Annotated in this window: 19 protein-coding genes; 7 read left to right on the plus strand and 12 right to left on the minus strand. The window is 71.5% G+C overall.

All coding sequences use genetic code 11. The features are described from left to right. Nucleotides 1-126: 126 nt before the first annotated feature. A complete protein-coding gene (locus tag G443_RS17400; protein ID WP_026419680.1) occupies nucleotides 127-984 on the plus strand; it encodes an aminodeoxychorismate lyase in 858 nt (285 codons plus the stop codon). Between the two features lie 127 nt (nucleotides 985-1,111). Here the strand turns inward: G443_RS17400 and G443_RS17405 are convergent, their stop codons facing one another. The 8 genes from G443_RS17405 to G443_RS17435 form a co-directional block, all read right to left on the minus strand. Beyond that, nucleotides 1,112-1,750 (minus strand): heme-binding beta-barrel domain-containing protein, encoded by a 639-nt coding sequence (locus G443_RS17405; RefSeq protein ID WP_026419679.1) that lies wholly within the window; start codon nucleotides 1,748-1,750, stop codon nucleotides 1,112-1,114. A gap of 247 nt (nucleotides 1,751-1,997) precedes the next feature. Beyond that, complete coding sequence (locus tag G443_RS17410; protein WP_030104610.1) at nucleotides 1,998-2,297, minus strand: DUF1416 domain-containing protein; 300 nt, start codon at nucleotides 2,295-2,297, stop codon at nucleotides 1,998-2,000. 2 nt (nucleotides 2,298-2,299) lie between these two features. Then, complete coding sequence (locus G443_RS17415; RefSeq protein ID WP_026419678.1) at nucleotides 2,300-3,142, minus strand: sulfurtransferase; 843 nt, start codon at nucleotides 3,140-3,142, stop codon at nucleotides 2,300-2,302. A 29-nt stretch (nucleotides 3,143-3,171) separates the two neighbouring features. After that, nucleotides 3,172-3,642: a DUF4395 domain-containing protein gene (locus G443_RS17420; protein ID WP_026419677.1), complete on the minus strand. Its 471-nt coding sequence runs from the start codon at nucleotides 3,640-3,642 to the stop codon at nucleotides 3,172-3,174. 138 nt (nucleotides 3,643-3,780) lie between these two features. After that, complete coding sequence (locus tag G443_RS25890) at nucleotides 3,781-3,975, minus strand: putative leader peptide (RefSeq protein ID WP_372492987.1); 195 nt, start codon at nucleotides 3,973-3,975, stop codon at nucleotides 3,781-3,783. 53 nt (nucleotides 3,976-4,028) lie between these two features. Then, a complete protein-coding gene (locus tag G443_RS17425; protein WP_051314167.1) occupies nucleotides 4,029-4,400 on the minus strand; it encodes a thioredoxin family protein in 372 nt (123 codons plus the stop codon). Between the two features lie 120 nt (nucleotides 4,401-4,520). Further along, nucleotides 4,521-5,312, minus strand: coding sequence for an LmeA family phospholipid-binding protein (locus G443_RS17430; RefSeq protein WP_026419675.1), 792 nt, complete (start codon nucleotides 5,310-5,312; stop codon nucleotides 4,521-4,523). Beyond that, on the minus strand, nucleotides 5,309-6,085 hold the full coding sequence (locus G443_RS17435) for an alpha/beta hydrolase (protein WP_245588874.1): 777 nt from the start codon (nucleotides 6,083-6,085) through the stop codon (nucleotides 5,309-5,311). Before G443_RS17435 ends, G443_RS17430 begins: the two co-directional genes overlap by 4 nt. Nucleotides 6,086-6,236: 151 nt before the next feature. On the opposite strand from G443_RS17435, the gene G443_RS17440 reads away from it, so the two are divergent. From G443_RS17440 to pstB, 6 genes are all read left to right on the plus strand, one after another. Beyond that, nucleotides 6,237-7,007, plus strand: a complete 771-nt coding sequence (locus G443_RS17440; protein WP_051314186.1) for a winged helix-turn-helix transcriptional regulator — start codon at nucleotides 6,237-6,239, stop codon at nucleotides 7,005-7,007. A 27-nt stretch (nucleotides 7,008-7,034) separates the two neighbouring features. Further along, nucleotides 7,035-7,997, plus strand: coding sequence for a mycothiol synthase (gene mshD / locus G443_RS17445; protein WP_026419674.1), 963 nt, complete (start codon nucleotides 7,035-7,037; stop codon nucleotides 7,995-7,997). Nucleotides 7,998-8,216: 219 nt separating this feature from the next. Further along, nucleotides 8,217-9,332 carry a phosphate ABC transporter substrate-binding protein PstS gene (pstS, locus tag G443_RS17450; protein WP_026419673.1) on the plus strand — a complete coding sequence of 372 codons (1,116 nt, stop codon included), beginning with the start codon at nucleotides 8,217-8,219 and terminating at the stop codon, nucleotides 9,330-9,332. Nucleotides 9,333-9,541: 209 nt separating this feature from the next. Then, nucleotides 9,542-10,447, plus strand: a complete 906-nt coding sequence (pstC, locus tag G443_RS17455) for a phosphate ABC transporter permease subunit PstC (protein ID WP_035273710.1) — start codon at nucleotides 9,542-9,544, stop codon at nucleotides 10,445-10,447. 5 nt (nucleotides 10,448-10,452) lie between these two features. After that, nucleotides 10,453-11,364, plus strand: a complete 912-nt coding sequence (gene pstA, locus G443_RS17460) for a phosphate ABC transporter permease PstA (protein ID WP_026419672.1) — start codon at nucleotides 10,453-10,455, stop codon at nucleotides 11,362-11,364. A gap of 16 nt (nucleotides 11,365-11,380) precedes the next feature. After that, nucleotides 11,381-12,157, plus strand: a complete 777-nt coding sequence (pstB, locus tag G443_RS17465; protein WP_026419671.1) for a phosphate ABC transporter ATP-binding protein PstB — start codon at nucleotides 11,381-11,383, stop codon at nucleotides 12,155-12,157. 48 nt (nucleotides 12,158-12,205) lie between these two features. Here pstB and G443_RS17470 read toward each other — a convergent pair whose 3' ends face one another. From G443_RS17470 to G443_RS17485, 4 genes are all read right to left on the minus strand, one after another. After that, nucleotides 12,206-13,054 carry a helix-turn-helix domain-containing protein gene (locus G443_RS17470; protein WP_245588873.1) on the minus strand — a complete coding sequence of 283 codons (849 nt, stop codon included), beginning with the start codon at nucleotides 13,052-13,054 and terminating at the stop codon, nucleotides 12,206-12,208. A gap of 146 nt (nucleotides 13,055-13,200) precedes the next feature. Beyond that, nucleotides 13,201-13,857, minus strand: coding sequence for a phosphate signaling complex protein PhoU (phoU, locus tag G443_RS17475; RefSeq protein WP_026419669.1), 657 nt, complete (start codon nucleotides 13,855-13,857; stop codon nucleotides 13,201-13,203). Nucleotides 13,858-13,942: 85 nt separating this feature from the next. Further along, nucleotides 13,943-15,934, minus strand: coding sequence for an LCP family protein (locus G443_RS17480; RefSeq protein WP_051775673.1), 1,992 nt, complete (start codon nucleotides 15,932-15,934; stop codon nucleotides 13,943-13,945). 341 nt (nucleotides 15,935-16,275) lie between these two features. Then, complete coding sequence (locus G443_RS17485; protein ID WP_253860240.1) at nucleotides 16,276-17,229, minus strand: hypothetical protein; 954 nt, start codon at nucleotides 17,227-17,229, stop codon at nucleotides 16,276-16,278. Between the last annotated feature and the right edge of the window lie 105 nt (nucleotides 17,230-17,334).

Consider the following 17,334-nt stretch of genomic DNA (forward strand, 5'->3'; position numbering starts at 1 on the left):
GGGCTGGTTGGTCCCACGAGGCCCACCCGCCCGATGGTAACCACCTCCGGGACGGGCCCGGGGAGTTCGACTGGCCGTTCCCACCGCCCACCGGGTGCGGCCACCGAGGTCGTATCGTCTGTGCCCATGACCGTGCTGGCGCTGTTGGACGGAACGATCGTCGACCACACCGCCCCCCTGCTGCGAGCGGACGACCTGGGTCCGCTGCGCGGGGACGGCGTCTTCGAGACGATCCTGGTCGTCGACGGCCGGCCCCGTGAGCTGGGTCCCCACCTGGAGCGGCTGGCCCGGTCGGCGGCGCTCCTCGACCTCTCCCCGCCGCCCAGGGCCGACTGGGAGCGAGGCGTCGAGGCGGTGCTGGGCGCGTGGCGCGAGCCGGGGGAGATGGCCCTCAGGCTCGTGTGCACCCGGGGCGTCGAGGGCGGCGACGGCACACCGACCGCCTGGGCGATGGGCACCGCCGTCTCGCCGGAGGTGCTGCGCAGGCGGGAGCAGGGCGTCTCCGTGATCACCCTGGACCGGGGGTACGCCCCCGACCTGGTGGAGCGGGCGCCGTGGCTGCTGCTGGGCGCGAAGACGCTCTCCTACGCCGTCAACATGGCCGCGCTCCGGGAGGCGGCCCGTCGGGACGCCGACGAGGTCGTCTTCGTCGCGACGGACGGGAGCGTGTTGGAGGGGCCCACGTCCACGGTCGTGCTGGCGGAGGGGCGCCACCTGCGGACCCCGCCGCCGGACAGCGGCATCCTCGTCGGCACGACCCAGCTGGCCCTGTTCCGGGCGGCGGAACGCGCCGGGTTCACGACCAGCGTCGAGCCGGTCGGCGTGGACGAGCTGGTGGGTGCCGACGGTCTCTGGCTCGTGTCGAGCGTCCGGCAGTTGACCCAGGTCAGGACGCTGGACGGGCGGGAACTGCCGGACACGGGGACGCGGGCGGCGCTGCACTCCGAGCTCACCGACCTGCTCGCCTCGGAGTACCGGGTGTGAGACCGGGAGGAGCGCCCTCCCCGACCGCGCCCGGACACCCGGTGTCCCTCGTGGGGGTGATCGGGCCGGGCGGGCGGGGCACCGGGCGCCGGTGGGCGCCCGACCGCCTCGACGTCGGGGGACCCCGTCAGCCGACGACGCGGCGCAGGCGCGCCGAGATGTGCGGCTGGGGCGGCTGACCGGCCAACGACCGCTCCTCGACGTAGGCGAGGTCACCGTCCTCGACGATGCCGTACAGCCGGTGCGCCGAGCTGACCTCCTCGGCGGACGCGGTCCGCACCACGGTGTCGGTCGTCAGCTCCCAGGAGGTCTGGTTGCGCTGCCGCCCGTAGAAGATCTCCGCCACACCACCGGAGTGGGTCAACAGCAGTTCGATGGTGTCGTCCGGCTGCGGACGCCACCAGCCGACCTCCCGGGCACCCGGTCCGATCAGCTCGCCGTCCTGGTCCAACAGCCAGGAACGCGCCTCGTAGTAGAGGAACGGTCGCCCGTCGTGGGCGAAGGTCACCTGCTGGCGGTACTGGTAGGGCTCGTCGAGCGACGGGTGCTCCGCGACGCCGTCGCCGCGCCACACGCCGACCAGCGGCAGCAGGGACAGGCAGGCGTCGTTCAGGTTGGGTCCGAGCCGGAGGTTCGCGGTGTCCGGAGTCGACGGGAGGTCGTCGAACTCGGGGATGTTCCGGTCCCGTGTGCTCGCGGCGCGCTCATCGGCCCTGCGCACCGCCTCGTCGCCACTGCGGGTCCCTGGCTCGTCTGGCGTCGACATAGCTACTTCAGCAATCCCGGGTCAGCGCTGGTCGGAGTACAGCCGGTAGATGACGTACACGGCGAACCACAGTACGAGCACCGTGGCGAGCCCCAGCAGACCGGTGAAGAACCATTCCCATCCCACGTGCCGAGCATACCCATGAGGTCGTCGGCCACGACGGGAACCGTGGGCGAGGTCGCGGTGGACCAGGCCCGTGGCGGGGCCGGCGCCGCCGGGAACCCCGGCGTGGCGCCGGCCGCCGCGATCAGGTCAGGACGACGTCCGTGCGGTGGACGCCGACACCGTCGGCGGTGACCAGTGCCTCGCCGGTCCCCGAGCGGTGCAGGGCCCGCACCCGCCAGGAACCCGGGGCGGCGTAGAAGCGGAAGTCGCCGCTACCGGCGGAGACGACCTCGGCCGTGAACTCGCCTCCGCTGTCGAGCAGCCGGACGTACGCGCCACCCACCGGCTCGGACCCGGCCAACACGCGCCCGGTGACGACGACCTGGTCCCCGCTGTCCCGAGTCGGCTCGGCCGACTGCGGGGGAGCTCCGCAACCCTCCATCGTCAGGACACCTCCGAGGGGTTCGAGACGGGGACCCCGACCAGCGAGCCGTACTCCGTCCAGGAGCCGTCGTAGTTCTTCACGTCCTGGTGGCCGAGCAACTCCCGCAGCACGAACCAGCTGTGGGAGGAGCGTTCGCCGATCCGGCAGTAGGCGATGGTCGGCCGGGAGCCGTCCAGCCCGGCCTCCTCGTACAACGCCCTCAGTTCCTCGTCGGACTTGAAGGTCCCGTCCTCGTTGGCCGCCTTGCTCCAGGGCACGTTGATCGCGCTGGGGATGTGGCCGGCCCGCTGGGCCGCCTCCTGCGGCAGGTGAGCCGGCGCCAGCAACCTGCCGGCGAACTCGTCGGGGGAGCGGACGTCGACGAGGTTCTTCACGTTGATCGCGTCGACGACCTCGTCGCGGAACGCCCGCAGCGAGAGGTCCTGTTCTGAGGCGGTGTAGGTGGTCGCCTCCCGGACCGGGACCTCCTTGGTCAGCTCCCGCCCGTCCAGCTCCCACTTCTTGCGGCCGCCGTCGAGCAGCCGCACGTCCTGGTGCCCGTAGAGCGTGAAGTACCAGTAGGCGTACGCGGCGAACCAGTTGTTGTTGCCCCCGTAGAGCACGACGGTGTCGCTGTTCGCGATGCCCTTCTCGGACAGGAGCTTCTCGAACCCGGACCGGTCCACGAAGTCGCGTCGGACGTGGTCCTGGAGCTCCTCCCGCCAGTCCAGCCGGACGGCGCCGGGGATGTGACCACCGTCGTAGGCGGTGGTGTCCTCGTCCACCTCGGCGAACACGACCCCCTCGGTGTTCAGGTTCCGTTCGGCCCATTCGGTCGAGACCAGGACTTTCTCGCGGCTCATCTGGCGGCTCCTCGGTTGTTCGGTGGGTGTCAGGGGCTGTCGGTCATGGGGTGCCCGGTCGGCTCGGTGCGCGTGCTCCTCGTGACGACGACGCGCCGGACCAGCGCGTGCAGCTCGCACCCGAGGCAGAGACCGAACACGGCGTTGAGCAGGGCCGCGGCCAGGGCGACGGCGGTGGCGACGACTCCGAGCAGCGTGAGTCCGCTCGCGTAGCCGACCAACCCGAGCAGGGAGAAGGCGAAGCCCACCCCCTGGGCGAACCGGACCGGACCGCTGTCCTCCCGGTCCGCTTCCGACCGCAGCCGTGGCTGGATGGTCCTCCGGTAGAGATGCCCCCACGGGTTGAGCCGAAGACTCACGAACGCGCACATCGCGAACAGCACCACCTGCGCGGCCAGCAGGCGCCAGCTCCCGGTGAGCAGGACGATTCCCAGGACCACACTGGTGATCAGGGCGGAGAACCGCGCACCGCGCGGGTCGACGGTCTGCTCAACGGACATGCTGGCCCTCCTGACGGTGAGAAGACATCTCGGCGAAGTCCGTCAGGGGCGGTGGGGGACGACCCGCGCGCGGCGGACACGGCGTGGCCGGTCGGGCCACCGCTCGTATCGCGCGGCTGGGCTGCTGCTACCGCCCGGTCAGCAGGTGCGACACAGGCTGCTCGCGACGCGGCACAGGTCAACCGCCCGTCGCTTGGTCAGCAGCAGTACATGCACGTGTCCGAGGTTACCCGAACGCCCGGGGCGCGGGAAGGCTTCCCACCATCCGAAACGGCCGTCCACGCGCCGGTTGTCAGAACCACCGGGAGCCCCGGGCCAGCGGCGGGCTCCCACCAGCCCGGTGTTCGACGGGTCCGAAGAGGAGCCGTGCCGGGTGCTCGGGTGGGTCAGGTCGGGCCAGCGGCGGGAGGAGGGGGCGCCAGCAGGGGAGCCAACGCCTCGGCGAGCGCCTCCCCCTTCGGGACACCGGCGAAGCGGAAGGCCTCGGTGCCGTCGGCCCGCAGCACGAGAGTGGTCGGTGTCCGGCTGACCCGGAGCCGTTCTCCGACCTCGGGTGCGCTGCCCAGGTCGAGCTCGGTGTGGCGCAGCCCGGGGGTCGACCGGGCGAGCCGCGCCAGCACGACCCTGGTGTGCCGGCATGGGGCGCAGAAGGTGCTGGAGAGCTGGACGAGGGCCACGGTGGCCGGGCGACCATCCTCCTCGGGCTCGGCGAGCAGCCGGGCGGCCAGCTCACGGACGCGTTCCGGCGGGCCTGTCACCGTTTCCACTCCCTTCCGAGGCACGCGGGGCCGGCCCTGCCACGCCCGGTGGGCCATCCCCAACCCCCCGGCGCCGACCAGGGCCGCCAGCAGCCCGACGAGTCCCGAGTGCAGCGCCGCTCACCCGTTCCGGATCACCACGTCGGTGGCGGAGCCCGCCACCAGCAGCGCCCCGCTCTCCACCCGCACGGCGGTGGGCGTGACGTCGAGCGGGAGGTTGCCAGCCTCCACCGTCGTGCTGAACGAACCCAGCAGGGACTGCTGGAGCTGGGGTGCGAGCTCCACGGGGCCCGTGCCGCCGGGATCGACCGCCAGCCGGCTCGGGGAGATCGCCACCTGGGTGCCGCCGGTGAGCGAGATGGTCCCGATCACCGAGACCTCCACCTGCTCGCCGGCCAGGTCGATGGACCCGGTCAGCTGCACGGCGGCAGTGGTGGCGTCACTGGCCGTGGCGGCCCCGTCGCCGGCCTCGTCGCCCCCCTCGGCAGCCTCCTCGACCTCCTCGGGGGGAGCGGGTTCGATCCGCAGGTCGGGGATGCCGATCACCCGGCCGAGGTCGCTGGCCCGGAGGCGGACCCGGCCCTCGACCTCGTCGATGCGCACCTCCTGGAGGGAGCCGCCGATGACGTCGGACAGCGAGAGCCGCACGTGGCGGAGGGTGGCCTCGACACCCACGTCCCGCAGCTCACCGACCGGGACCCCGTTCGCCGAGACCTGGACGTCCCGGAAGTCGCCCGCCGCCGCCTGGGTGAGGAACGGGAAGCCGTTCACCCGCACCTCGGGGTCGTCCGCGAGGCCGAGGACGTTGCGGAGCCGGTTGGACACCTGGTACTCGGCGGCGGCCGCCGCGCCGAAGTCGGCGACCACGAGGAGCCCGGCCAGGATGACGATCGCGATGACTAACTTCTTCAACCGGACATTCCCGTCTTGATGAGGTGGCGGTGGCGAGTCGGGGGAACCGCGTGGTCGAGCAGCCACTCGGCGACCCGGTCGGCGACGGCGGGGGTCATGCCGCCCTCGCCGTGGCCCATGTCCCGTTCGAGCCACAACTCGCCGTGTTCCCCGGCGGCGTCGTGCAGCGCCACGGCGTGGTCGGTGGGCAGGTAGTGGTCCCGTTCTCCGTGCAGGAGCAGCAGCGGGGTCGGTGCGACCCGGTCCGCGACCTCGACAGGGGAGAGCGGGACCTCCCGCCACGGAGCGCCGAGTCGGACCCCCAGCGACCTGGCCACCAGCCGCCCGGCCGGCTGCTCCAGCAGCCAGTGCACGCGGCGCATGGGAGCGGTCTCCCGGACCCACCAGCGAGCGGGACCGCTCACCGCGCAGACGGCCTGGGGGCGGTGGGCGGGGTCGCTCAGCGCGGTGTGCCGGAGCACCACGGCGGCGCCGAGGGAGAACCCGAGTGTCGCGACGTGCCGGAACCCGCAGTTGCGGGCGAACTCCACCGCGGCGGCGATGTCCAGGACCTCCCGGTCGCCCACGCTCGTGGCGCCGCCGGACCGGCCGTGCCCGCGGAAGTCGAAGGCGAAGACCGCCGCGCGCCTGGCGAGCCGGCGCAGGAGGCGGTCCATCGCCGGGGTGGCGCTGTGGTTGGTGAATCCGTGCGCGACCACGATGGCGGTGTCGGGGCGGCCGGGGGCCGGGCAGCCGGCCGAGGGACCGGGCAGGTGTACGCCACGTAACCGCACGCCGTCGTTCGTCACGGCTGTGACATGCGCGGTCAGCTCTCGTTTCGGGCGGGTCACAGTGCTTATACTCCCTCATGTTCGGAGGGCAACGAGGCCTGGTACGCCGGTCGTGACGTTGCTCGCCGTGGCCGGCACGAAGGGAGGCCACGGCATGGCTGGTTTCGAGATTCTGCTCCTCACCTCCGCCCCGAATCCGCACGCCGTCCTACCGGCGCTGTCCCTGCTGCCGCACTGGGTGCAGGTCGCTCCCCCGGAGCCCACCACGCTCATCGACCGCAGGTCCAGCGATCTCATCCTGGTGGACGCCACCACCGACCTGGCCGAGGCGCGACGGCTCTGCGCCCTGCTCGAAGGGGCTGGATCCGAGACCCCGGTCGTGGCGATCGTCGGTGAGGGGGGCCTGGTCGCCCTCACCGAGGAGTGGGGCGTCGCGGACTTCCTCCTCCCCACCGCCGGGCCGGCCGAGGTCGAGGCGCGGCTCCGCCTGGTCCGAGGTCGAGGCGGACGTCAGCGGGACGGTGACGGCGACGTCGTCGCGTTCGGTGACCTCGTCATCGAGGAGGCCACCTACACGGCCAGGCTGCGTGGCCGGGCGCTCGAACTGACCTACAAGGAGTTCGAGCTGCTCAAGTACCTCGCGCAGCACGCGGGCCGCGTCTTCACCAGGGCCCAGCTGCTCCAGGAGGTCTGGGGTTACGACTTCTTCGGTGGAGCGCGCACCGTCGACGTGCACGTGCGGCGGCTGCGGGCGAAGCTCGGACCCGAGCACGAGCAGCTCATCGGGACCGTCCGCAACGTCGGGTACAAGTTCGTGCGCCTGGGTTCGGCGCGCGCGGCCAGGGGCGCGGAGGTCGACTCCACGCCGGAGTCGGGGGCCCGGCCGGAGCGTGGCGCGGTGCCAGTCGGACGGGGCGCTCGCTAGCCCGCCGGCGACGGTTACCGTGGAGTCGTGCTGACTGTGACCTGGCGCAACGGCCTGTCCGCCGGAACCGTGGCCGAGGTGGATGCCCTGCTCGACGCGGCGACGGCCGCCGACGGGGCGGCACCGGTGTCCGATCAGGTGCTGCGCCGACTGCGCGAGCGGAGCCCCGCCGCCGAGCAGGTGGAGCGGGTCCAGGGCGACCTCGCCGGCTCGGAGCACTTCGTCGCCCGCCTGGCCGGGGGAGAGCTGGCCGGGTACGCGTTCCTCGACACCGAGGGCGACTCCGAGGGGCGCGCCGTCGCCGAACTGGTCGTGCACCCCGAACACCGGGGTGCCGGGGTCGGCTCGGAGCTGGTCCGTGCGCTCCTCGAGCGGATGGGCCTGCCCGTGACCCAGGAGGGCGAACCCGGCGACACGCTGCGCGTGTGGTCCCACAGCGGGCACCCGGCGGCGGCGCGGCTCGCGGCCCGCTTCGGTTTCCGGGAGGCCCGCCAGCTCTGGCGGATGTGGGCGAAGCTGTCGCCGACCTTGCCGGAGCCCCGCTGGCCGGAGGGGGTCGGGGTGCGCTCCTTCGTCCCGGGGCGGGACGAGGAGGAGGTGGTCGAGGTCAACCGCCTCGCCTTCGCCTGGCACCCGGAGCAGGGCTCGTTGAGCGTCGCCGACCTGCGGCGCCAGCAGGAGGAGGCGTGGTTCGACCCGGCGGGGTTCCTGCTCGCCGTCGACGGCGAGGGCAGGGTGCTGGGTTTCCACTGGACGAAGGTGCACCAGGGCGACCAACCGCACGGCGAGGTCTACGTGCTCGGCGTGCACCCGGAGGCCCAGGGCACCGGTCTTGGCACGGCGCTGACCCTGGCGGGGCTGCGCCACCTCGCGGGCCAGGGGCTCGATGACGTGCTGCTCTACGTCGAGGGCGACAACGGGGCAGCCATCCGGGTGTACGAGAAGCTGGGCTTCACCCACCGCGAGACCGATGTTCAGTTCTCCCGGTGAGCTGCTGCGGCGGCAACTACCGAACGTGATGCCCAAGTCGCCTGATAGGCGGGGTAGTTCCTGCCAGGAGGGGCCTCCTGCCGCGCGGAATCGTGACTCGCAGCGACTTGTTCACCTTTCGTTCACCTTCCCCCCAGGAGTAGGCCACCAGCACTGCCTACCGTCCTCATCGGCGGCAAACCGCTGCCCAGAGGGAAATCTCCGGTTCTGGAGGATCACGTGAAGACCAAGCGGCACCTCACCGCGTTGGGCCTGGCCGCCGCTAGCGCTCTGCTGCTCTCGGCCTGCGGTACCGACGACAACAGTGCCAGCCGTGGTGACGACGCGCAGGGGGGCAACGGCGGCACCAGCGGCGAGTGCGCTGGCCAGGAGAACATCCAGGCCGAGGGTGCGTCCTCCCAGGCCAACGCGATGGACGAGTTCAGCGTCGTCTACCAGGAAGAGTGCGCGGGCTTCTCCATCGACTACAACCCCACCGGTTCCGGTGCGGGCATCAAGCAGTTCAACGCGGGTCAGGTCGACTTCGCCGGTTCCGACTCGCCCCTGAAGGACGAGGAGATCACCGCCGCGACGGACCGGTGCGAGGGCGCGGTCCCGCTGCACCTGCCGATGGTCTTCGGCCCGGTCGCGATCGCCTACAACCTCCCGGGTGTGGACGACCTGGTGCTGGACGGCGAGACCATCGCCCAGATCTTCAACGGGACCATCACGTCCTGGAACGACGACGCCATCGCCGCGCTGAACGAGGGCGTGGACCTCCCGGACCAGGAGATCCTCCCGATCTTCCGCAGTGACGAGTCCGGCACCACCGAGAACTTCCAGCAGTACCTGGAGGCCGCGGCCGGTGACGCCTGGACCTCCGGCGGGGGCAAGTCCTTCACCGGCGGCGTCGGTGACGGCCGGGCCAAGTCCGACGGTGTCGCCAGCGGCGTCGCCAGCACCGAGGGCTCCGTCACCTACGTCGAGGTGTCCTTCGCGCACAGCAACGACCTGAGCATCGCCCAGATCGACAACGGTTCCGGCGCGGTCGAGCTGAACGACGAGAGCACCGGGGCCGCGATCACCAACGCCTCGCTCGCCGGTGACGGCGCCGACATGGTCATCGACCTCGACTCGGTGTACGGGACCCAGGCCGAGGGCGCCTACCCGCTGGTCATGGCGACCTACCAGATCGTGTGCTCGGAGTACCCCGAGAGCGAGACGGCGGAGGCCGTGAAGTCCTTCCTGCGGGTCGCGGCCACCACCGGCCAGGAGAACCTCTCCACCCTCGGGTACGTGCCGCTGCCCGACGAGTTCCAGGAGCAGCTGCTGGACTCCGTCGAGACCATTTCGTGACCAGGGCGCCTGCCGTGTTCCCCCGCGCGGGACACTGGGTCAGCAGTAAGTGAGCGGCTTGACGCCCCACCCAGCGTGGGGCGTCACCGGCTTTTCCGGAGGGTCCCATCAGCAACGCAACCGAAACCACCAACACTGGCAGTGGCGCGGAGCCGCCAGCGGCCGGTTCCGCCGGTCGGGGTGGCACGGTCCGGCGTCCCGGCGACCGCGTGTTCCGGGGCCTCGCGCTCGGCTCCGGCGGCTTCGTGGTGGCGCTCATCGCCGCGATCGGGATCTTCCTGCTGCTCCAGGCGCTCCCCTCGCTCCAGGCCAACCAGGTCTCCTTCCTCACCAGCGGTGAGTGGACCACCGGGGACCCGAACGACATGCGGTTCGGCATCCTCTACCTGCTCTGGGTGACGGTCGCCACCGCCGCCTTCGCGCTGGTGCTGGCGATGCCGGTGGCGTTGGGCATCGCGCTGTTCCTCACCCAGTACGCGCCAAGGGCCCTGGCCCGGGTCTTCGCCTACATCATCGACCTGCTCGCCGCGGTGCCCTCGATCATCTTCGGCCTGTGGGGGCTCCAGGTGCTCGGCCCGGCGCTCGTCCCGACCGCCGAGTGGCTGAACACCAACCTCGGTTGGTTCCCGCTGTTCTCCGACGGCAACGTCTCCATCCGTGGCGGCGGCACGATCTTCACGGCCGGCATCGTCCTCGCGGTCATGATCCTGCCGATCATCACCGCCATCACGCGCGAGATCTTCGAGCGGACACCGAAGGACCAGATCGAGGGCGCGCTCGCGCTCGGCGCGACCCGGTGGGAGGTCATCAGGACCACCGTGCTGCCCTTCGGGCGCGCCGGGTACGTCAGCGGTTCGATGCTGGGCCTCGGCCGGGCGCTCGGTGAGACCGTCGCCCTCTACCTGATCCTCTCGGGGGCCTCCGGGAGGGCCCCGGAGCTGTCCCTGTTCGACGGGGACGCCACCATCGCGTCGAAGATCGCCAACGACGCCGCCGAGTTCAACAACGAGATCTCCGCCGGGGCCTACATCGCCGCCGGGTTGGTGCTCTTCGTGCTCACCTTCGTGGTGAACGCGCTGGCTCGCTGGATCACCACCAGCCGGACGGGGAAGTGAGAGAAGTGAGCACCGAACTCGAACTGGAACGCCCCGCCCAGCCCCCGTCGTTCCAGGGCATCAGCACCGGACGCAAGGCGAAGAACCTCGCGGCCACGGTGATGGTGTCGCTGTGCTTCGTCGTGGCGGTCATCCCCCTGGTCTGGGTGCTGTGGACCGTGGCGAGCCGGGGCATGGAGAGCCTGCTCCGAGCCGACTGGTGGAGCCACTCCCTCTCGGGAGTCCGGGCGAACGAGGACCTCGGTGGCGCGTACCACGCCATCTACGGCACCATCGCGCAGGGACTCGTCACCGCCGTGATCGCCGTGCCCATCGGCATCCTGGTCGGCATCTACCTGGTGGAGTACGGGGCCGGAACCCGCTTCGCCCGGGTGACGACCTTCACGGTGGACATCCTCACCGGCGTGCCGTCCATCGTTGCCGCGCTGTTCGTGTACTCGGTCTGGATCAGCATCTTCGGGTTCTCCCGCAGCGCGTTCGCGAACTGCCTCGCGTTGCTGCTGCTGATGATCCCGATGGTCGTGCGCAGCACCGAGGAGATGCTGCGGGTGGTGCCCAACGAGTTGCGGGAGGCCTCCTACGCCCTGGGCATCCCCAAGTGGAAGACGATCGTCAAGGTCGTCATACCGACGGCCCTCTCCGGTATCGTCACCGGCGTCATGCTGGGCGTCGCGCGGATCATGGGTGAGACCGCGCCCGCGCTGATCCTGATGGCCTACTCGGCGCGGATCAACATGGACATCTTCGAGGGCAGCATGGCCAACCTGCCGCTGTTGATGGTCAAGGAGTTCACCAACCCGGAGGCCGCCGGCTTCAACCGGACCTGGGGAGCCGCGCTCACCCTGATCCTGATCATCATGCTCTTCAATCTCGCCGCCACCCTCGTGTCGAGGCTGTCCGCGGTCAAGACCAAGTAGTCGGGACGTAATCACGATGGCCAAGCGCATTGACGTCAAGGACCTGAACATCTACTACGGCAAGTTCCACGCCGTGGAGAACGTGACGCTCTCGGTGCCGCCGCGCAGCGTCACGGCGTTCATCGGCCCCTCGGGGTGCGGGAAGTCGACCGTGCTCCGTTCGCTGAACCGGATGCACGAGGTGATCCCCGGCGCGCGGGTCGACGGCAGCGTCCTGCTCGACGGCGCCGACATCTACGGCGCCGGCGTGGACCCGGTCGAGGTACGCCGCACCATCGGCATGGTCTTCCAGCGGCCCAACCCGTTCCCGACCATGTCCATCCGCGACAACGTCGTGGCCGGGCTGCGGCTCGCGGGGACGAAGAACCGCCAGCAGCTCGACGAGGTCTGCGAGCGGTCGCTGCGCGGCGCGAACCTCTGGGAGGAGGTCAAGGACCGGCTGAACAAGCCCGGTGGTGGGCTGTCCGGCGGACAGCAGCAGCGGCTCTGCATCGCCAGGGCCATCGCCGTCCAACCGGACGTGCTGCTCATGGACGAGCCCTGCTCGGCTCTCGACCCGATCTCCACCCTGGCCATCGAGGACCTGATCACCGAGCTCAAGCAGGACTTCACGATCGTCATCGTCACCCACAACATGCAGCAGGCCGCGCGGGTCAGTGACCAGACCGCCTTCTTCAACCTGCACGGGGTGGGGCAGCCGGGCCGTTTGGTCGAGATCGACGAGACCAGCAGGATCTTCTCCAACCCCAGCCAGCGGGCCACCGAGGACTACATCTCCGGCCGCTTCGGCTGATCCGACCCGGTCGAGGCGGTCCGCCCGCCGCCGGCGGGACGGTGGGCCTCAACCCCCGATCCCGTCGGCGACCCCGGCGATCAGCCTGATCGAGTCCCTGGGGTCGAGGGCCAGTTTCTCCAGCTGGTCGAGGGCCGTCGCGTACCGCCGGGTCTGCGCCGGCTTGTCCAGGAAGGTGCAGGCGGCCGAGTTCTGGAGGAAGACCACGGCGGGGTTGGCGGGGTCCGGCAACTCGACGTAGGTCACGTTGTCACCGAGCAGGGGGTGCTCGCCGGCGCTGAACGGCAGCACGCGGACGGTGACGTTCCGGCGGTAGGACACCAGCACCAGGTGTTCGAGCTGAGCCCGCAGGACCCCGGGGCCGCCGACGAAGCGGCGCAGCGCGCCCTCGTCGATCACCACCCGCAGGTCGAGGGGCTCCGGCGCGGCCAGCCGTTCCTGGCGCCGCTGCTGCACGCGCAACAGCCGCCCGGTCGCGCAGCCCGGGTCGGCGCCCGCCGCCATGCTGCACCGGGCGTACTCCTCGGTCTGGAGCAGGCTGGGCACCACGTCGGAGTGGAAGGACCGGAGCGCCGTCGCCCCGGCCTCCAACCCGATGTAGGTGTCGAAGCCGGGCTGGAGGATCTTCCCGTACTCCTGCCACCAGCCAACCCGCTTCGACTCGCTCGCCAGGGTGCGCAGGCGCTCGAACTCGTCCGCCGCCGCGCCGTAGAACTCGAGCATGAGCCGGACGTCGGAGGTGCGGACGGGGACCTTGCCCAGCTCGATCTGGCTGATCTTGCCCTGGGAGCAGTCGAGGTGGGCGGCGACCTCGCGGTGGGTCTTGCCGGCGGCCTCGCGGAGGCCGCGGAGTTCCGTGCCAAGCCGGCGTCTGTCCAGCGTCGGATTACCGCCCACGAGTCCCCCTCGAAGTCACCCGACAAGATCCCAGCGACCCGAGTCAGCATCGCACACGGTTCACGCGGGCGGCGGAACAAAACGCCGGGGACGGCGGTACCCCGTGCTCGCAGCCGCTGCTACTAACAGCGCGCGGCCGCTGGGCCTCAGTCGTTGGTGGGGTGCGGCGGCTCGCCCGTCACGACGAAGATCACCCGACGGGCGACCGAGACGGCGTGGTCGGCGAACCGCTCGTAGAAGCGGCCCAGCAGGGTGATGTCCACTGCCGCGGGCAGGCCGTGCGGCCAGCTCTGCTGCATCAGCACGGTGAAGAGGTGCCGGTGCAGGTCGTCCATCTCGTCGTCGGCCTCCTCGAGCTGGCGCGCCAGGCTGATGTTCCTGGTCCTGATGACCTGCTCGGCCTGCTTGGCGAGTTCGACGGCGACGCGCCCCATCTCCACGAAGTAGGGGCGGACCTCGTCCGGCAGCACGGGCTGCGGGTGGCGGCGGCGAGCGGCCTTCGCGACGTGCAGTGCGAGGTCACCCATCCGCTCCAGGCTCTCGGCCGCGTGGATCGCGCTGATGACGTTGCGCAGGTCGCCCGCCACCGGAGCCTGGAGGGCGAGCAGCGCGAAGGCGTGCTCCTCGCAGTCCGACCTCGCCTCGTCGATCTTCGCGTCGTCGCCGATCACCTGCTCGGCGAGCGTGAGGTCCGCGTCCAGCAGTGCTTTGGTGGCGAGCTCGATCGCCGTGGCATCCATCTCACACATGCGGGCGAGCGCGTCCGCGAGCTGGTCAAGCTGGTCCTGGTAGGCCTCACGCATGCACCCACCATACGTAATCGGAGTGCCGCACACGGAATGCGCGGGTGAACGAGCGATGAACCTCCTCCGATCGGCCGCGCCCTGATCAGCGGATACCGCAGATCTCCTGGCCGGCGTTCACCGTGTCCAGGTTGCCGGGGAGCTGGGGCTCCTCGCTGCCCGAGGTGCCCTCGGCGCCTCCCGTCGCGGACGGCGAGACCGGCGGCGCCGACTCGACCCCGGTGAAGTTCGGGCCGATGACCAGCTGGATGGCGCCACCCAGCGCCGGGTCCTCCCGCAACTCCGCTCCCGGGACCATCGCGGCCAGCGTCGCCGCCTGGGCGTGGAACTCGGCCGAGTACAGCACCAGGGTGCCCTCGACCTGCTCCGGGGCGTTGGTGCTTGTGACGATCTCGAAGCCCGCCGCCGCGAGCGCGGTGGACGCCGTGGTGGCCGCTCCGGAGATCGAGCTGCCGTTGAGCACCTGGATCTTGATGCCGGTGGGGTCGACCAGGTCGGGACCGCCAGCACCCGCGCCCTCGGCCTGGTTCTCGGCGGCGTCCTCGCCCTCCGCCTCGTCGACGTCCTCGCCGGGCAGCGGGACGTCCTCGATGATCGCGCGGAACAACGCGTCCACGGCCTCCTGGATCATCACCTCGTTGCCCCGCTCGTTGGATTCCCCGACGGTCGGAAGCGTGACGAAGGTGACCCGGCCGGTGTCCAGGCCCTGCATGGACTGCGCGAGGCTGAGCAGGCCGTCGGTGCTCAGGTTGTCGCCGTAGGTGTTCCTCGCGAAGGTGCCGACGAAGTCGGTGAGACGCGAGGGGTCCAGCAGCACGTCGCCCGAGGTGACCTTGCGCAGCAGCGAGGACAGGAACAGCTGCTGCCGGTGCATGCGCCCGTAGTCCGAGGTCACGTCGCCCTGGACCTTCCTGGCCCGCACGAAGTTCAGCGCCGTCGAGCCGGTGATCGTCTGCCAGCCCGCCTCCGGGAGGATCGTGCCCAGCTCCTGGTCGATCATCGGCGCCTCGACGCAGACGTCCACGCCGTCGACCGCGTCCACCATCTCGCGGAAGCCCCCGAAGTCGAGGCCGACGAAGTTCGTCATCTTCAGGGTCGTGATGTTCTGGATGGTCTTCACCATGCACCGGGGCCCGCCGACGGCGTACACCGCGTTGAGCTTCACCTGGGTGGCCGGGCCGACGAGCTCCTCGGTGTAGTCGCGGGTCTCCGGGTTCCACCGGTCGCACTCCGGGCGGTCCACCTCGAGGTCCCGGGGGAAGGACACGATCACCAGCCGCTCCCGGTCGGCGGGGATGTGGGCGAGCATCGTGGTGTCGGCCCGGTCGCCGTCGGCGTCCTCCACAGTGCCCGCGTTGTCCTCCTCGGTGGCGCCGTACCGGCTGTCCGAACCCACGATCAGGAAGTTCTCGTCGCCGTACTGCTTGTCGGGGTCCGCGATCGCGTCGGACTCGGTGTCCAGTGCGGACACATGGGAGAACTGGTTGTCGACCCAGCCCCGCGCGCCCCAGCCGAACCCGGTGGCCAGGAACGTGGTGACCGCCGCCGCGAGCGCGACGCCCTTGCCGACCACCCTGGCGCGGCTGGAATGGGGGGAGCGCAAGCCGCTGAACGCGACCAGCTTGCCGACCACCGCCTTGGCGGCCGCCTTCGGTTTCCGTTCCTCCGAGCCGGTGTCGTCCCGGTCGTCGTCCTTCCCGCTCGTCTCCCCAGGCCGCTCGTCCGCGTCGTCGACCAGACCGTCCTGGTGCACCTCGGTCCGGTCCGGATCGGCGGGGGCCGATCCCTGGGCGTCCGCCTCGGACATCCGAGGTTTCGTCGACGGGTCGAACTTCTCGACGGCGCTGTCCAGGTCCGCGTACTGGTCCTGGGGCTCCAGCTTGCTGATGAGCTTGCCGAGCCGCTTCCTGCGCTTCTTCTCGCGCTCCTGTTCCTCCTCGGCGAGTTCGTCGTGCACGGCGGAGAACCGCGCGAGGGTCGCGTCGATGGACCGGGTGCGGTGGGTGAGGACGGTCTCCTCGGTCTTCGGACCGTCGTCGTACTCGGGCGGCGGGGCCGGCCGGGGTGGCCTGGGCACGTTGGGGTTGGAACGGGGGCCAGGGTCCTGGTGCGGCCCGGCGGGGTCTCCCGGCTGCGGCGAGCCCACTCCGGCGGCCCCGGCTCCCGCTCCGGGGGGGCGCGGCCCGGGACGCGGGCCACCACCCCCCGGGGCCGGCGGGCGGCCGCTGGGCGCGGGGCGCTGACGTCCTGGCGGGCCGGCGCGGTCGCCGTCGTCGGGAACCGTGGGTAGCCGGGGGTTCGAGGAAGCCTGCCCCGCCGCAGCCTGCCCCGCTGGAGCCCGCCCGGTCGGCGGCTGCCCGGTCGGCGGTGCTGGCGGGCCCGGTCGAGTCGCTCGCTGAACCGCCGGCATCTCCTGCGTCAGATCAGGAGTGTCCTGGTCCTCCACCACGGGCGGCGGGGTGTCGGGCGGGGGAGGCGCCGGGCGGCGACCCAGCTTGCTCGGCCTTGACCTGCCCTGCTGGCCCAGTGGCCTGCGCGGCGGTGCGGGTGGACGCGCGGGAGGTTCGGCCGCGTCCAGCGGGGTCTCGGCCTCCCAGACGGTCGTCGGCGCGTCGTCGAGATCGGCGTCGGCCGGGCGGGCCGGGGGAGCGGGGTCCGGCCTCGGTGCCGGTCGCTGCTGCGCGCGCCGGGCGGATCCGAGTCCGCCGGCCGGAGGCCGCGCTCGTCGCCCGGGCGGGGGGCGAGCGGCCCGGCCGGCCGCTCGTCCTGGTGCTCGGGTTCCTGAGAGCTGGGAGCCTGGTGCCGGGAGGAGAGCCGCTGCTCGGTCTCGGTGTCCCTCGCCGCGCGCCGGGCCCGGCGCCCCAGCTTCTCCGGTCGTTCCTCGGGGACGGCCGGCGTTTCCCGTGCCGCGCGCCGGGATCGGCGGGCCGGCTCCTCCGCCCGCTCCTCCTCGTACGCCCGCCCCTCGGCGTACGAGGGGTCCTCCGTGTACGAGGGGTCCTCTGTGTACGAGGGGGCACCGGGGTAGGAGCTGGCGTCGGAGTAGTGCGTCGGCGCCTCGTCATAGGGCTCGGCGTAGGGGTCCGGCTCGCCGTACGGGGATGGCTCAGCGTGGGAGTCCTCGAAGGACGACCCGGGTTGATCCGCTCGTAAGGCGGGTTCCTCGTCCTCGAGCTGGTCCGGCGCTCCGGTGCGGTGTCTGGCGAGCAGGTCGGAGACGGAGGTGCCGCCGGTGTCCTCCATCGAGCGACGGCGGCGGCCGGTGGGTGGCTCGGTGTACCGCGCGCGGCGGCGCCGGGGCCGGTCCTCGGACGAACCGGAGTCCTGGGAGCGCCGAGAGCGGAAACCACCGGGACGAGGATCGTCGGCCACCGGGTCTCCTTCCCTCTGGTGACAGGAACGTGGCGGTCTGACTCGCCATGCGTATAGACGCCGAGCTACCGAGCAGGTTGCCCGAACGGGTGAGCCGTCCGCCAG

The sequence above is a fragment of the Actinoalloteichus caeruleus DSM 43889 genome (assembly GCF_000429185.2).
GTDB classification, from domain to species: Bacteria; Actinomycetota; Actinomycetes; order Mycobacteriales; family Pseudonocardiaceae; genus Actinoalloteichus_B; species Actinoalloteichus_B caeruleus.

Coding starts and splice junctions, on each gene's coding strand:
- G443_RS17400 (WP_026419680.1), top strand. CDS start 127: ATGACCGTGCTGGCGCTGTTGGACGGAACGATCGTCGACCACACCGCC.
- pstB (WP_026419671.1), top strand. CDS start 11,381: ATGGCCAAGCGCATTGACGTCAAGGACCTGAACATCTACTACGGCAAG.
- G443_RS17415 (WP_026419678.1), bottom strand. CDS start 3,142: ATGAGCCGCGAGAAAGTCCTGGTCTCGACCGAATGGGCCGAACGGAAC.
- G443_RS17410 (WP_030104610.1), bottom strand. CDS start 2,297: ATGGAGGGTTGCGGAGCTCCCCCGCAGTCGGCCGAGCCGACTCGGGAC.
- G443_RS17420 (WP_026419677.1), bottom strand. CDS start 3,642: ATGTCCGTTGAGCAGACCGTCGACCCGCGCGGTGCGCGGTTCTCCGCC.
- G443_RS17440 (WP_051314186.1), top strand. CDS start 6,237: ATGGCTGGTTTCGAGATTCTGCTCCTCACCTCCGCCCCGAATCCGCAC.
- phoU (WP_026419669.1), bottom strand. CDS start 13,857: ATGCGTGAGGCCTACCAGGACCAGCTTGACCAGCTCGCGGACGCGCTC.
- G443_RS17405 (WP_026419679.1), bottom strand. CDS start 1,750: ATGTCGACGCCAGACGAGCCAGGGACCCGCAGTGGCGACGAGGCGGTG.